Origin of the sequence: Streptomyces sp. NPDC007189 (assembly GCF_040703635.1) — a bacterium.
GTDB lineage: Bacteria > Actinomycetota > Actinomycetes > Streptomycetales > Streptomycetaceae > Streptomyces.
This window is the reverse complement of the sequence record NZ_JBEYEY010000002.1, coordinates 138,483-151,672: the sequence shown is the minus strand read 5'-3', so window position 1 is coordinate 151,672 and position 13,190 is coordinate 138,483. Positions and strand designations below refer to the sequence as shown.

The window sequence follows — 13,190 nt, the reverse complement described above, 5'->3', positions numbered from 1 at the left end:
GGGCCCCGGTCGGTCGACCGGGGCCCCTTCGGTGCGTCTGCGGCGGTTACGCCGACTTCTGCTCCCCCGCCCCCCGGCCGCGGGCGTCGCGGGGGATCAGGGTCGGGTTGACGTTGGAGAGGACCACGTCGGCCGTGATGACGACGCGGGCCACGTCCTTGCGGGACGGGACCTCGTACATCACGCCCTGGAGGACTTCCTCCATGATGGCGCGCAGGCCTCGGGCGCCGGTCTGGCGGAGGATGGCCTGGTCGGCGATGGCCTCCAGGGCCTCGCGCTCGAAGTCCAGCTCCACACCGTCGAGTTCGAAGAGGCGCTCGTACTGCTTGACCAGGGCGTTGCGCGGTTCCACGAGGATCTTCAGGAGCGCTTCGCGGTCGAGGTTGTGGACGCTCGTGATCACCGGGAGACGGCCGATGAACTCCGGGATCATGCCGAACTTGACCAGGTCCTCCGGCATGACGTCCTCGAAGACGTCCTTGGCCTCCAGCTCGCGCTTGGACAGGATCGTCGCGCCGAAGCCGATGCCCTTCGCGCCGGCCCGCGCCTCGATGATCTTCTCCAGGCCCGCGAAGGCGCCGCCCACGATGAACAGGACGTTCGTCGTGTCGATCTGGATGAACTCCTGGTGCGGGTGCTTGCGGCCGCCCTGGGGCGGGACCGAGGCCGTGGTGCCCTCGAGGATCTTCAGCAGGGCCTGCTGGACGCCTTCACCGGAGACGTCGCGGGTGATCGAGGGGTTCTCGCTCTTCCTCGCCACCTTGTCGATCTCGTCGATGTAGATGATCCCGGTCTCGGCCTTCTTGACGTCGTAGTCCGCCGCCTGGATCAGCTTCAGGAGGATGTTCTCGACGTCCTCGCCGACATAGCCCGCCTCCGTCAGCGCCGTCGCGTCGGCGATCGCGAAGGGGACGTTCAGCATGCGGGCCAGCGTCTGCGCGAGCAGGGTCTTGCCGGAGCCCGTGGGGCCCAGCAGGAGGATGTTGGACTTCGCCAGCTCGATGGCGTCGTCACGGCCGCTCGCGCCGCCGTTCTCGCCCGCCTGGACCCGCTTGTAGTGGTTGTACACCGCGACCGAGAGGGCCTTCTTGGCCGCTTCCTGGCCGACCACGTAGCCCTCGAGGAACTCGTAGATCTCGCGGGGCTTCGGGAGTTCCTCCCAGCGCACCTCGCTCGTCTCGGCGAGTTCCTCCTCGATGATCTCGTTGCAGAGATCGATGCACTCGTCGCAGATGTACACACCGGGCCCTGCGATGAGCTTCTTGACCTGCTTCTGGCTCTTGCCGCAGAACGAGCACTTGAGCAGATCGCCGCCGTCACCGATGCGTGCCACGGTGTGCTTCCCCTTCGCCTGGGAGACGCCCGGACGCTTTCGAGTCCAGCGGCTCCTGGTGCTGCCTTATGTCGACGGTACCTTGCCGGGCCCCGTGTTCGGGCCCCCCTTGGCAGGGTTCACTTTCCGGTAGGCCCTGCCAAGGGGGGCCCGTAGTATGCCGTGCCGCGTCAGCGGACCGCGGCGTTGTTCAGCTTGCGGGTGGAGATGATCTGGTCGACGAGGCCGTACTCCAGCGCCTCCTCGGCCGTGAGGATCTTGTCGCGCTCGATGTCCTCGCGGACCTGCTCGATCGGCCGGTTCGAGTGCTTGGCCAGCATGTTCTCCAGCTGCTCACGCATCCGGGTGAACTCGTTGGCGATGATCTCCAGGTCGGAGAGCTGACCGCGGCCGGTGGAGCCCGCCGGCTGGTGGATCAGCACGCGGGAGTTCGGCAGCGCCATGCGCTTGCCCGGCGTGCCGGCGGCGAGCAGGATGGCCGCGGCGGAGGCCGCCTGGCCCATGCAGACCGTCTGGATGTCGGGCTTCACGAACTGCATCGTGTCGTAGATCGCCGTGAGGGCGGTCATGTCGCCGCCGGGGCTGTTGATGTAGATCGAGATGTCCCGGTCGGGGTCCATCGACTCAAGGCACAGCAGCTGCGCCATGACGTCGTTGGCGGAGGCGTCGTCGATCTGGACGCCCAGGAAGATCACGCGCTCCTCGAAGAGCTTCGCGTACGGGTCGTACTCGCGGATGCCCTGGGAGGTGCGCTCGACGAAGCGCGGGATGACATAGCGGCTGTCGGGGCGCGGCCCTTCGTACATGCCGCTGGCGGCGCCGGGGAAGTTGCTCATGGGGTTCACCGTCCTGGTGGCGTTCGGGGGGCTGGTGTCGTCGCGGTGCATGGCGTGGCCGGGCCGGTCAGGCACCGGTGCCGCCGCCTCCCGGAACACCCGAGGCGTGCGTGATGATCTCGTCAATGAGACCGTACTCCTTGGCCTCCTCCGGGGTGAACCAGCGGTCGCGGTCGCCGTCCCGGATGATCGTCTCGACCGTCTGGCCGGAGTGCAGCGCGGTCAGCTCCGACATGCGCTTCTTGGTGCGCATCAGGTACTCGGCCTGGATCTTGATGTCCGAGACCGTGCCGCCGAGGCCGGCGGAGCCCTGGTGCATCATGATGTCCGCGTGCGGGAGGGCGAAGCGCTTGCCCGCGCTGCCGCCGGTGAGCAGGAACTGGCCCATCGAGGCCGCCATGCCCATGGCGATCGTCACCACGTCGTTCGGGATGTACTGCATGGTGTCGTAGATCGCCATGCCGGCCGTCACCGAACCGCCGGGGCTGTTGATGTACAGGTAGATGTCCTTGTTCGGGTCGGCGGCCAGGAGCAGCATCTGGGCCGTGATCTTGTTGGCGATGTCGTCGTCAACCTGCTGGCCGAGGAAGATGATCCGCTCGTTGAGCAGCCGGTTGTAGACCTGGTCGCCGAGGCCACCACCGATGGAAGGCTCGCCGGCGGCGGAGGGCATCAGATTCGTCACGTATCCACCTGCTCGTCTTGCGACGGCGCCGGGCCGTCTCATTGTTCTGCCTTTCATGGACCCTAACGCGATGGTCCCTTCGGGGAATCCCGGGAATGCGGGTGTTCGCCGGGGGCGTAGCGGCTCCGCCGGGCGCCGGGTGCGGTTTGCGGGGGGTGGTGCGGGTGGTTGTCGGGCTGCGGATGGGTGGGGGTCGTTCGCGCAGTTCCCCGCGCCCCTGAGGTCAGCTATCACCCCGCATACGACGAACGGGCCCTGGGGACAGTCCCAGGGCCCGTTGTGCGGGCTTGTAGGCGCCGTAGGGGGCGGTCAGCCCTCGGTGGTCTCCTCGGAGGTCTCAGCCGCCTCGGCGGCCTCGGCCGGTGCCTCCTCGGTGTCCTCCTCGTCGTCCAGGTCGACGATCTCGCCGTTGGTGTCCTTCACCGTGGCGGCCTCGACCACGACGGCCAGGGCCTTGCCGCGGGCGACCTCGCCGACCAGGAGCGGCACCTGGCCGCCCTCGACGACGGCCTGGGCGAACTGGTCGGGGGACATGCCGGAGGAGGCGGCGCGCCGCATGAGGTGCTCGGTGAGCTCCTCCTGGTTGACGTTGAGCTGCTCCTTCTTGACCAGCTCGTCCAGGACGAACTGGGTCTTGATGCCCTTGATCGCCGCCTCGCGGGTCTCGGCGTCGAACTCCTCGGCGGTCTTGCCCTGGATCTCCAGGTACTTGTCGAGGGTGAGACCCATCTGCCCCAGCTGGTGGTGCTCCAGGTTGTGCTTGCGGGTGTTGATCTCGTCCTCGAGCAGCTTCTCGGGGACCGGGACCTCGACCAGCTCGAGCAGCTTCTCCAGGACGCGCTCCTGGGCCTGGGTGGCCTGGTCGAACTGCTTCATGTTCGCGAGGCGCTTGCGGCTGTCGGCCCTCAGCTCCTCCAGGGTGTCGAACTCGGAGGCGAGCTGCGCGAACTCGTCGTCCAGCTCGGGCAGTTCGCGCTTGGCGACCTGGGTGACCTTGACGGCGACCTCGGCCTCCTTGCCCGCGGCGGAGCCGCCCTTCAGCTCGGAGGTGAAGGTGGCCTCCTCGCCGGCGGACAGGCCCTTGACGGCGTCGTCGATGCCGTCGAGCAGCTCACCGGAGCCGATGGTGTAGGAGACGCCGTTGGCGATGCCGTCCTCGAGGACCTCGCCGTCGACCTTGGCCTGCAGGTCGATGGTGACGACGTCGCCGTCCTCGGCGGCGCGCTCGACGGGAGTGGTCGACGCGAAGCGCTCACGCAGCTGCTCCACGGACTTCTCGACGTCCTCGTCGGTCACCTCCACGGCGTCGACCTCGACCTCGATGCCGGAGTAGTCCGGGATCTCCAGGGCCGGGCGGATGTCGACCTCGGCGGTGAAGTTCAGCGTCTCGCCGTCCTTCAGCTCGGTGATGTCGACCTCGGGCTGGCCGAGCGGGCTCAGCTCCGCCTCGTTGACCGCCTCGGTGTAGAACTTCGGAAGCGCGTCGTTGACGGCCTCCTCGAGCACGGCGCCCCGGCCGAACCGCTGGTCGATGACACGGGCGGGGATCTTGCCCTTGCGGAAGCCCTTCACCGTGACCTGCTGGTTGATCTTCTTGTACGCCGCGTCGAGGCTGTCCTTGAGCTCCTCGAAGGGCACCTCGACAGTGAGCCGAACCCGGGTCGGGTTCAGGGTCTCCACGGCGCTCTTCACGGTTCGGTCTCCTTGTGGCTGACTGCTTGGGTTCTGCCGGAGCCAGACAGGTCCGGCGGATTTCGCCGCCCGGAGGAGTTCGTAGGCCGTGAGGGCCGGGACACACGGGCGCGCAGCTTGCATAGTAACCGCAGCCGGTCAGCGCCCCAAAAGGCGATCATCAGGTGCCGTCGAGCCGGTGGTCGGGGTGGCGGGATTTGAACCCACGGCCTTCCGCTCCCAAAGCGGACGCGCTACCAAGCTGCGCCACACCCCGTCTGGTGCGACACGTAGGGTACATGCACCGGGCGACGGCGTCGGCCGCATTCCGCGAGGCCGCGCCCGGGAGGGCGGACCTTCGGCGGCTCTCCCGGATCAACTCGTTGGCCTCCGCGGCGGCCGACCCGCTACGATGCCTTCCAGTGCCGCGGTCACCGACCTGCGGCGCACTGTCGCGGGCGTAGCTCAATGGTAGAGCCCTAGTCTTCCAAACTAGCTACGCGGGTTCGATTCCCGTCGCCCGCTCCGATCGGTCGCTCCGACCGGCCCTGAGGCCCGGCCCCGCTTCGGCGGGGCCGGGCCTCAGGCATGTCCGGGGTCGTGCCCGGCGTGCCCGGGGCCGTGCCCGGCGGCGCCGGCTCGGACGCCGGGTCCCCGCCGACTCGGACGCCGTATCCCCGCCCGCCGACTCGGACGCCGTATCCCCGCCCGCCGACTCGGACACCGCATCCCCACCCGTCCACGCGGACGCCGTCCACCCGTCCCGGTCGCCTCGGACGCCGCGCGCCCCCTTCGCCGAAATCCTTCCGCGCGCCGTGAGTGCCGGGGCCCCCGCCCGCCAGCGCCCCGGAGCGTGCACCCGTCAGCGGGCCTCCAGGCCACGCCCCCGGCCGGCGAGCCCTCGGCCCGGCCCCGCCCCCGTCAGCGAACCCCCCGGGGGCCGCCCCCGTCAGAACTTGATCGAGCTGATCGAGTCCGCTATCGAGTTCAGGAAGCGGTCGATGGACGGGGCCATGCCGGTCGACGCGAGGAAGAAGCCGAAGAGGACCGCGACGATCGCGGGGCCCGCCTTGATGTTGCCCCCTCTCAGGAGCACTACAAGGATGATCGCCAACAGCAGCACCACAGACAGTGAAATGGCCACAACTGATCACACCCTCGGTCGGTCCGCTCTCCCGGCCCGGAGGTACGGCCCGCGCACCCCCGCCAGAACCATCGTGCCACCAACCCGGCCCGCCCATGCGGACCGTGACACAACGTCGGACGCCCGACCGGTGCGGACGATGCGCCGCACGGTAATTCGACGGGGTCGCCGGTGCGTGACTGCCGCGGGAATTGCGCGACTTCGTTGCCGCCTCCACACATCCTGTGTACAGGTAATTCGAATTGATGACACAGAGACGCCGTATGCCCCATTTAGTGCGGATGAATCGGGACATCGAGGGTGATCTGACGGCTCCTGTGTGCCTGCCATCACGTAGACAGGGGAGGCAAGTTCTGTAAATCAGCGGGTATCCGAAGGCGATAACCAGGAATGACTGCCGGGGTTTTACGAAATCCCATGGACAACGCTAGGGTGCCTGAGATGTTTGACGCCGCCTCGTCCCCCGGCCAGAACCGCAGGCCGCTCCCCCCGGCGCAGTCGCCGGCGGCCGGAGTGCCCGGTCCGCGTACCCCGATGAGTGCGCAGGAGGGTCCGGCGAAGGCGGACAGACCCGGTGAAAAGCCAGGCAGTCGGCCGCCGGGCGGCAAACAGCGCGACGCGTTCTTCGACAACGCCAAGTACCTGGCGATCGTGCTCGTCGCGATGGGTCATTCCTGGGAGCCGCTGAAGGGCGACAGCCGGATCCTGGAGGCGGTCTACACCGTCGTGTACTGCTTCCACATGCCGGCGTTCATCATCATCTCGGGCTTCTTCTCGCGCAGTTTCGACATGCGCCCGGACCGGCTGAAGCGGCTGATCACCGGTGTGGTGGTGCCGTACGTCCTGTTCGAGACGGCGTACCCGACGTTCAAGAACCTCATCACGGGCTCGCACGAGGAGATCAGCCTCCTCGACCCCTGGTATCTGACCTGGTTCCTGGTCGCCCTGTTCGTCTGGCGGCTGACGACGCCGATCTGGAAGCTGGTGCGCTCCCCGTTCGCGGTCGCCCTCGGCATCGCGATGCTGGCGTCCGTCACCCCGAACATCGGCGACGACCTGGACCTGCAGCGCGTCCTGCAGTTCCTGCCGTACTTCGTGCTCGGCCTGTGCATGAAGCCCGAGCACTTCCAGCGGGTGCGCCGCCGCTCGGTGCGGATCGCCGCGGTGCCGGTGTTCGCCGCCGCGCTGGCCGTCGGCTGGTGGGCGGTGCCGCGGATGAACACCGCGTGGTTCTACCACCGTGACGCGGCGCAGGAGCTGGGCGCGCCCTGGTGGTGCGGCCCGGTGATGACGCTGGCGCTGATGGGCTGCTCGCTGCTGCTGACGGCCTGCTTCTACTCCTGGGTGCCGCGCCGCAGGACGTGGTTCACCGCCCTGGGCGCGGGCACCCTGTACGGCTATCTGCTGCACGGCTTCCTGGTGAAGTTCGCCGACTACCGCGGCCTGTTCGACCACGCCTGGCTGCACCGCCCGCTGGGCGAGATCCTGGTGACCCTCCTCGCGGGGGCCGCCGTCACCCTGCTGTGCACCAAGCCCGTCCAGCGGGTGTTCCGGTTCGCGATGGAGCCGCGGATGGAGTGGGCGTTCAAGCAGGACGCGGCCGAACTCGCACGCAGGCGTGGGCAGAAGGAGCGCGAGCGGGAGAAGGTCAGCGCCTAGGAGCCGGCTCCGGCAGACCGAGAAGGGCGCGCATCCGGGCGTACTTCTCGGTCAGCCTCGTCCGGGTCGGCTGGTCCAGGGCGGCGAGCCGCCGCGGGTCGGCGTTGTGCGCGAGGTCGGCCTCCTTCACCAGCCGGGCGCCGTCCGTGGCGAGGATCCGCCGGGCGTACGCCTCCGGCTCCTCCCCCGGCCGTTTGGTGAGGGCGTCCACGATGGCCTTCGTCCGCGCGGTCAGCGCCGCCTGTTCGAGCCACTGGCGGCTGAGCGCGTCGTCCTCGACGGAGTCGTGCAGCCAGGCCGCCGCGACCTGCTCCGCGTCGCCGCCCCGGGCGCGCACACCGGCGGCGACGGCGGCGAGATGCTCGGCGTACGGCCGTCCCGCCTTGTCGGTCTGACCCTCGTGGGCGGCGCGGGCGACGGCCTCGACCTGCGCGAGCGTGAGTGGTGTCATCGCCCCAGTGTGGCCCGGTGCGCCGGTCAGCGGGGCGTCGCCGTCGCCTGGCGGCAGATCAGCAGCAGGGCCCGGTCGTCGTTGACGTCCTTGGCGACGGCCTCGATGAGGTGCCAGGCGGCGCCGTGGAAGCCGCCCGCGACATAGCGGTCGGCCTCGCCGGTGAGGCGGTCGATGCCCTCGACGATGTCGCGGTCGGAGGTCTCCACCAGACCGTCCGTGAACAGCATCAGCACGTCTCCGGGGCGGAGCGAGCCCTTCACGGGGTCGAACTGGGCGCCGTCGTACACACCGAGCAGCGGTCCCTCGGCGGCCTTCTCCTCCCAGCGTCCGCTGCCCGCGCTCAGTTGCAGCCCCGGCGGATGGCCCGCGGAGTACAGCTCGTAGTCCCCGGAGTCGAGGTCCAGGACGAGATGGATGGAGGTGGCGAAGCCCTCCTCCCAGTCCTGGCGGAGCAGATAGCCGTTCGCGGCCGGGAGGAAGGCGTGCGGGGGCAGGGAGCCCAGCAGCCCGCCGAAGGCGCCCGACAGCAGCAGGGCGCGCGACCCGGCGTCCATGCCCTTGCCGGACACGTCCGTGAGGACGACCTCCAGGGTGCGGCCGCCGTTCGTGCGGGAGGCGACGACGAAGTCGCCGGAGAAGGACTGGCCGCCGGCCGGCCGCAGCGCCATCTCGTGGTGCCAGCCCTGCGGCAGCTTCGGCAGCTTGCTCTGCACCCGGATCCGCTCGCGCAGGTCGAACAGCATGGTGCCGCCGCGCCGCCAGGGCACCCCGACCCGGCTGCGGAACTGCGCCGTGAGCAGCCCGAAGAAACCGCAGGCTGCCACCACCAGCACCACGCCCGGGGTGACACGTGACGGCCCCTCGGTGTAGGGGCCGAGCCGCACCGACTCCACGATCAGCGCGGTGGCCCCGGCCGCGTACAGGCCGAGCAGGCTCGCCGGGCGCAGCAGCAGCCCGCCCGCGATGATCGGCAGCACCAGGGTGGCCGGGGAGCACCACACCGAGTCGACCAGGGTCATGGCCATGAGGACGGGGATGGCGAGCAGCAGTCCGGCGAACGCGATCCAGTCGGAGCCGTCGCCGCGGAAGTAGTCCACGGCGCTTCTGCGCAGGCCGGTGCGGGCCCGATGCCACTGCATCTTCCACCGGGCCGTCAGCGTCTCGGCCTTCGATCGCCGCTCTCGTCCTGCTGCCATTAGTTCGCGACCCTATCCATCGGACCGGCTGCTTGGCACGGGAGGTCCCACTTGTCCCCCGTGCGGGGCCCGGCTTCGCGGTGCGTCTCACAGTGAACGGCACACGGGCGCCATCGCGCCGCCGCCCGCGGGAAATTCGCTGGCCCGGCCCGCGGCCCGCTGGTAGGCATGGCCCATGGGGTCTGACCGGGTAACCGAGTTGAGGGTGCTGCGCGAGTCCGACTGGGACCGGTGGTACGACGTGCTGTACCGCGCCTTCGGCGCCCCGGCGGCGCCGGCCGAGGAGCGCGAGCTGGACAGGTCGCTCACCGAGTTCGACCGCTCCCTGGCCGCCTGGGACGGGGACGAGATCGTCGGTACGGCGGGCGCGTTCAGCTTCCGGATGACCGTGCCGGGCGGGGCGGCGGTCCCGGCGGCCGGGGTGACCATGGTGAGCGTGGCGGGCACGCACCGGCGGCGCGGGGTGCTGACCTCGATGATGCGCCGGCAGCTGGACGACGTACGGGCGCTGGGCCGCGAGCCGCTGGCGGTGCTGACCGCGTCCGAGCCCGCGATCTACGGCCGCTTCGGGTACGGCGCGGCGACCTTCCGTACGAGCGCCGAGATCGACACGGGCCGGGTCACGCTGTCGCTGCCGCCCGGCGTGGACGACGTACGCCTGCGGTACGCGTCACCCGCCGAGGTCCTCCCGGCCTGCGAGGCGGTGTACGCGGCGCTGGTGCCGCGGCGGCCCGGGATGCTGGCCCGGCAGCCCGGCTGGGAGCGGGCCGGTGTCCTCGATCCGGAGAGCCAGCGGGGCGGGGCGTCGGCGCTGCGGTGCGCGGTCGCCGAGCGGGACGGCGAGATCACCGGGTACGTCCGCTACAGCACCAAGCTGGGCTGGGGCGAGAGCGGGCACGACGGCACGGTGAAGCTCAAGGACCTGGCCGCGCTCGATCCGGTCACGGAGGCGGCGCTGTGGCGGTTCCTGTTCGGCATCGACCTGATGACGACGCTGTCGGTGGGGTCGCAGCCGGTCGACGGCGCCTGGCGCCACCTGGTCTCGGACATCCGCCGCTGCCGGCCCCGCCTGCGGGACGACGCCTACGTCCGCCTGGTCGACGTCGGTACGGCGCTGTCGGCCCGCACCTATCAGGCGCCCGTGGACGTGGTGCTGGAGGTCGAGGACGCCTTCTGCCCGTGGAACGCGGGGCGTTGGCGGCTGACGGGCGACACCAAGGGCGCGTCGTGCGAGCGCACCTCCGACGCTCCCGACCTCTCCCTCTCCGTACGGGAGTTGGGTGCCGCGTATCTCGGCGGGACGACGCTGCGGTCGCTGGCGGCGGCCGGCCGGGTGCGGGAGCTGCGGACGGGATCGCTGACGGAGGCGGCCGTGGCGTTCGGCTCACCGGTGGCGCCCTGGCTGCCGCACGGGTTCTAGACCACCGCTCCTTAGTTCTTTGACGACGACAGCGTTCCTTGACGACGACAGCACGGTGAAGGGATCCCTTCACCGTGCTGTCGTCGTTGAGGAAAGGCCGGTCAGCCGACGGAGACCTTGTCGGTCCGGGCCTCGGCCTCCGGGGCGGTGCGGCGCTTCGCCGCGATGCTCTCCTTGACCAGGGCGATCAGCACCACGGCCACCGCGACACCCACCGACAGCAGCACGGTCGTACGGCCGCTGCTCTCGCCCTTGGTGTCGGTCAGCATGTAGCCGAGGACGCCGATGATGAAGGCGGCCGTCACCCAGGTCAGATACGGGTAGAGCCACATCTTCACGACGAGCTTCTCCGGCGCCTCCCGCTGGATGATCCGGCGCATCCGCAGCTGCGAGAAGCAGATCGCCAGCCAGACGAACAGGGCCACGGCGCCGCTGGAGTTGAGCAGGAAGAGGAAGATCGTGTCGGGGAACTCGTAGTTGAAGAAGACGGCCACGAAGCCGAACACGACCGAGGACAGGATCGCCGCCATCGGCACGCCGCGCGAGGTGGTGCGGGCGAACGCCTTCGGGGCGTCACCGCGCTGGCCGAGCGAGAAGGCCATGCGGGAGGCCGTGTAGAGGCCGGAGTTGAGGCAGGACAGCACCGCCGTCAGGATGACGACGTTCATGATCTGGCCGGCGTTGGGGATGCCGAGCGAGTTCAGCGCGGCGACGTAGGAGCCCTGCTTCTCGAGGGACGGGTCGTTCCACGGCAGCAGCGAGACCACGACGAGGATCGAGCCGAGGTAGAAGACGCCGATCCGCCAGATGATGCTGTTGGTGGCCTTGGTGACGGCCCGCTGCGGGTCCTCGGACTCGCCGGCCGCCAGGGTCGCGATCTCGCTGCCCATGAAGGAGAAGACGACCAGCAGCACACCGGTGAGGATGGCGCCGGGACCGTGCGGCAGGAAGCCGCCGTGGTTCGCCAGGTTGCCGAAGGACGCCTTGTCCGCGTGCACCCCCGGAAGCACGCCGAAGACGGCCAGCAGACCGATGACGATGAACGCGCCGATCGCCACGACCTTGATGCCGGCGAACCAGAACTCGAACTCGCCGTAGGAGCCGACGGAGACCAGGTTGGTCGCGGTCAGCACGGTCATCACGATGAGCGCCCAGCCCCACTGCGGCACGTCCGGGACCCAGCCCGAGAGGATCTTGGCGCCGGCGGTGGCCTCGACGGCCAGCACGACGACCCAGAAGAACCAGTAGAGCCAGCCGATGGAGAACCCGGCCCAGCGGCCGAGGGCACGGTCGGCGTGCTCGGAGAAGGAGCCGGAGGTGGGGTTGGCGGCGGACATCTCGCCGAGCATCCGCATCACGAGGACGACGAGGGTGCCGACGAGGGCGTAGGACAGGAGGATGCCCGGTCCCGCGGTGGCGATACCGGTGCTGGAGCCGACGAAGAGGCCGGCCCCGATGACGCCACCGATCGCGATCATCGTCAGGTGGCGGTTCTTGAGTCCTGCTTGGAGGCCCGAACCAGGGGTCATGGACGGAATTCCTTTGCGCCAGGGGTGAACTCTCGCACGAGCGGTGTACGAGACGGTCCAGTGAATCCGAGGTGAATGGATTCGGGAACCTCTGAATCCGTATTGTTATTTGAGGTTCCCTTGAGGTTCTATGGCCTCGCTCACATTTCTCCTGGCCAAGGGAGTGCCGGCGGGGTGCGTCGGCGCTCTGTCGCTGGGTGCCGCCACCCGAGGCTGCTGCCCGATGGTGCGCGTGTCACACTCATGGCATGCGCGTGTATCTCGGCTCCGACCATGCTGGCTACGAACTGAAGAACCACCTCGTCGAGTGGCTCAAGGCGGCGGGGCACGAGCCCGTCGACTGCGGTCCGCACATCTACGACGCCCAGGACGACTACCCGCCCTTCTGCCTGCGCGCCGCGGAGCGTACGGCGGCGGACGCCGACGCCCTCGGCATCGTGATCGGCGGCTCCGGCAACGGGGAGCAGATCGCCGCGAACAAGGTGAAGGGCGTGCGGGCGGCGCTGGCCTGGAGCGAGGAGACCGCGGCGCTGGGGCGGCAGCACAACGACGCCAACGTGGTCGCGGTGGGTGCGCGCATGCACAGCACGGAGGAGGCGACGAAGTTCGTCGAGGTCTTCCTCAACACGCCGTTCTCCGGTGACGAGCGTCACGTTCGGCGGATCGACATGCTGGCGGCGTACGAGACGACGGGTGACCTGCCCCCGATCCCGGCGCACCACCCGCAGGACTGAGCCGCTGCGGGCTCCGCCCCCAGACCCCGTGGCCGGCCCCCCGACTCGCTCGGCCGAAAGGCCGCCGCCCGGGGGTTCCGCTCCCTGGCCCCGGCCTCGCCGACTCGGTCCGGTGAGCCATCGGGCGGCCTTCGTCGTCCATCCCGGGCTCCGGCGAGACGGGAAGGGCGGGGCAGGTGGGTGGGGACAAGGCGGGCGGGTGGGCGAGACGGGCGGCCGGATCAGGCGAGTGGGCGGGCGGTAAAGCCGCAAGGCCCGCCCCCGCGGACCGATCGGCCGGAGCACCAGCTCAACCGACTCGGCCACCTCTCGACCCAGCGAGACGGGTGGGCGGGTCGGAAGACACGCAAGGCCCGCCCACGCGGACCGTCCGCCGGAACACCAACTCGGCCCACCCGGCCACCTCTCAACCCGGCGAGACGGGTGGGCGGGCGGGAAGACACGCAAGGCCCGCCCACGCGGACCGTCCGCCGGAACACCAACTCGGCCCACCCGGCCACCTCTCAACCCGGCGAGACGGGTGGGCGGG

Annotated in this window: 11 protein-coding genes and 2 tRNA genes; 4 read left to right on the top strand and 9 right to left on the bottom strand. The window is 69.8% G+C overall.

What is annotated here, in order from left to right:
* Positions 1–46: 46 nt before the first annotated feature.
* From clpX to AB0950_RS03815, 5 genes are all read right to left on the bottom strand, one after another.
* The gene (clpX, locus tag AB0950_RS03835; RefSeq protein ID WP_360144605.1) at positions 47–1,333 is read right to left on the bottom strand and encodes an ATP-dependent Clp protease ATP-binding subunit ClpX; all 1,287 of its coding nucleotides are present in this window, start codon (positions 1,331–1,333) and stop codon (positions 47–49) included.
* A 170-nt stretch (positions 1,334–1,503) separates the two neighbouring features.
* Complete coding sequence (locus tag AB0950_RS03830) at positions 1,504–2,169, bottom strand: ATP-dependent Clp protease proteolytic subunit (RefSeq protein WP_059249543.1); 666 nt, start codon at positions 2,167–2,169, stop codon at positions 1,504–1,506.
* Between the two features lie 67 nt (positions 2,170–2,236).
* Positions 2,237–2,842 carry an ATP-dependent Clp protease proteolytic subunit gene (locus tag AB0950_RS03825; RefSeq protein WP_360145480.1) on the bottom strand — a complete coding sequence of 202 codons (606 nt, stop codon included), beginning with the start codon at positions 2,840–2,842 and terminating at the stop codon, positions 2,237–2,239.
* 321 nt (positions 2,843–3,163) lie between these two features.
* Positions 3,164–4,546 (bottom strand): trigger factor, encoded by a 1,383-nt coding sequence (gene tig / locus AB0950_RS03820; RefSeq protein ID WP_360144609.1) that lies wholly within the window; start codon positions 4,544–4,546, stop codon positions 3,164–3,166.
* A 179-nt stretch (positions 4,547–4,725) separates the two neighbouring features.
* Positions 4,726–4,802 (bottom strand) — tRNA-Pro (locus AB0950_RS03815).
* A gap of 177 nt (positions 4,803–4,979) precedes the next feature.
* Between AB0950_RS03815 and AB0950_RS03810 the strand changes: the two genes are divergently transcribed.
* A tRNA-Gly gene (locus tag AB0950_RS03810) sits at positions 4,980–5,050 on the top strand.
* Between the two features lie 424 nt (positions 5,051–5,474).
* Here the strand turns inward: AB0950_RS03810 and AB0950_RS03805 are convergent.
* Positions 5,475–5,669 (bottom strand): hypothetical protein, encoded by a 195-nt coding sequence (locus AB0950_RS03805; protein ID WP_055703542.1) that lies wholly within the window; start codon positions 5,667–5,669, stop codon positions 5,475–5,477.
* Positions 5,670–6,203: 534 nt separating this feature from the next.
* Here AB0950_RS03805 and AB0950_RS03800 point away from each other — a divergent pair.
* Positions 6,204–7,328 carry an acyltransferase family protein gene (locus AB0950_RS03800; protein ID WP_360144654.1) on the top strand — a complete coding sequence of 375 codons (1,125 nt, stop codon included), beginning with the start codon at positions 6,204–6,206 and terminating at the stop codon, positions 7,326–7,328.
* Here the strand turns inward: AB0950_RS03800 and AB0950_RS03795 are convergent.
* Both AB0950_RS03795 and AB0950_RS03790 read right to left on the bottom strand, forming a co-directional pair.
* On the bottom strand, positions 7,318–7,779 hold the full coding sequence (locus AB0950_RS03795) for an HD domain-containing protein (protein WP_366777731.1): 462 nt from the start codon (positions 7,777–7,779) through the stop codon (positions 7,318–7,320). The two genes, AB0950_RS03800 and AB0950_RS03795, sit on opposite strands and share 11 nt — an antisense overlap.
* A 26-nt stretch (positions 7,780–7,805) precedes the next feature.
* Entirely contained in the window at positions 7,806–8,978 is a 1,173-nt protein-coding gene (locus AB0950_RS03790; RefSeq protein ID WP_360144660.1) for a PP2C family protein-serine/threonine phosphatase, read from the bottom strand.
* A gap of 175 nt (positions 8,979–9,153) precedes the next feature.
* On the opposite strand from AB0950_RS03790, the gene AB0950_RS03785 reads away from it, so the two are divergent.
* On the top strand, positions 9,154–10,398 hold the full coding sequence (locus tag AB0950_RS03785; RefSeq protein WP_366777730.1) for a GNAT family N-acetyltransferase: 1,245 nt from the start codon (positions 9,154–9,156) through the stop codon (positions 10,396–10,398).
* Positions 10,399–10,499: 101 nt separating this feature from the next.
* Here AB0950_RS03785 and AB0950_RS03780 read toward each other — a convergent pair whose 3' ends face one another.
* Entirely contained in the window at positions 10,500–11,927 is a 1,428-nt protein-coding gene (locus AB0950_RS03780) for an amino acid permease (RefSeq protein ID WP_360144666.1), read from the bottom strand.
* A gap of 248 nt (positions 11,928–12,175) precedes the next feature.
* Between AB0950_RS03780 and AB0950_RS03775 the strand changes: the two genes are divergently transcribed.
* On the top strand, positions 12,176–12,661 hold the full coding sequence (locus AB0950_RS03775) for a ribose-5-phosphate isomerase (protein WP_360144669.1): 486 nt from the start codon (positions 12,176–12,178) through the stop codon (positions 12,659–12,661).
* Positions 12,662–13,190 lie beyond the last annotated feature (529 nt).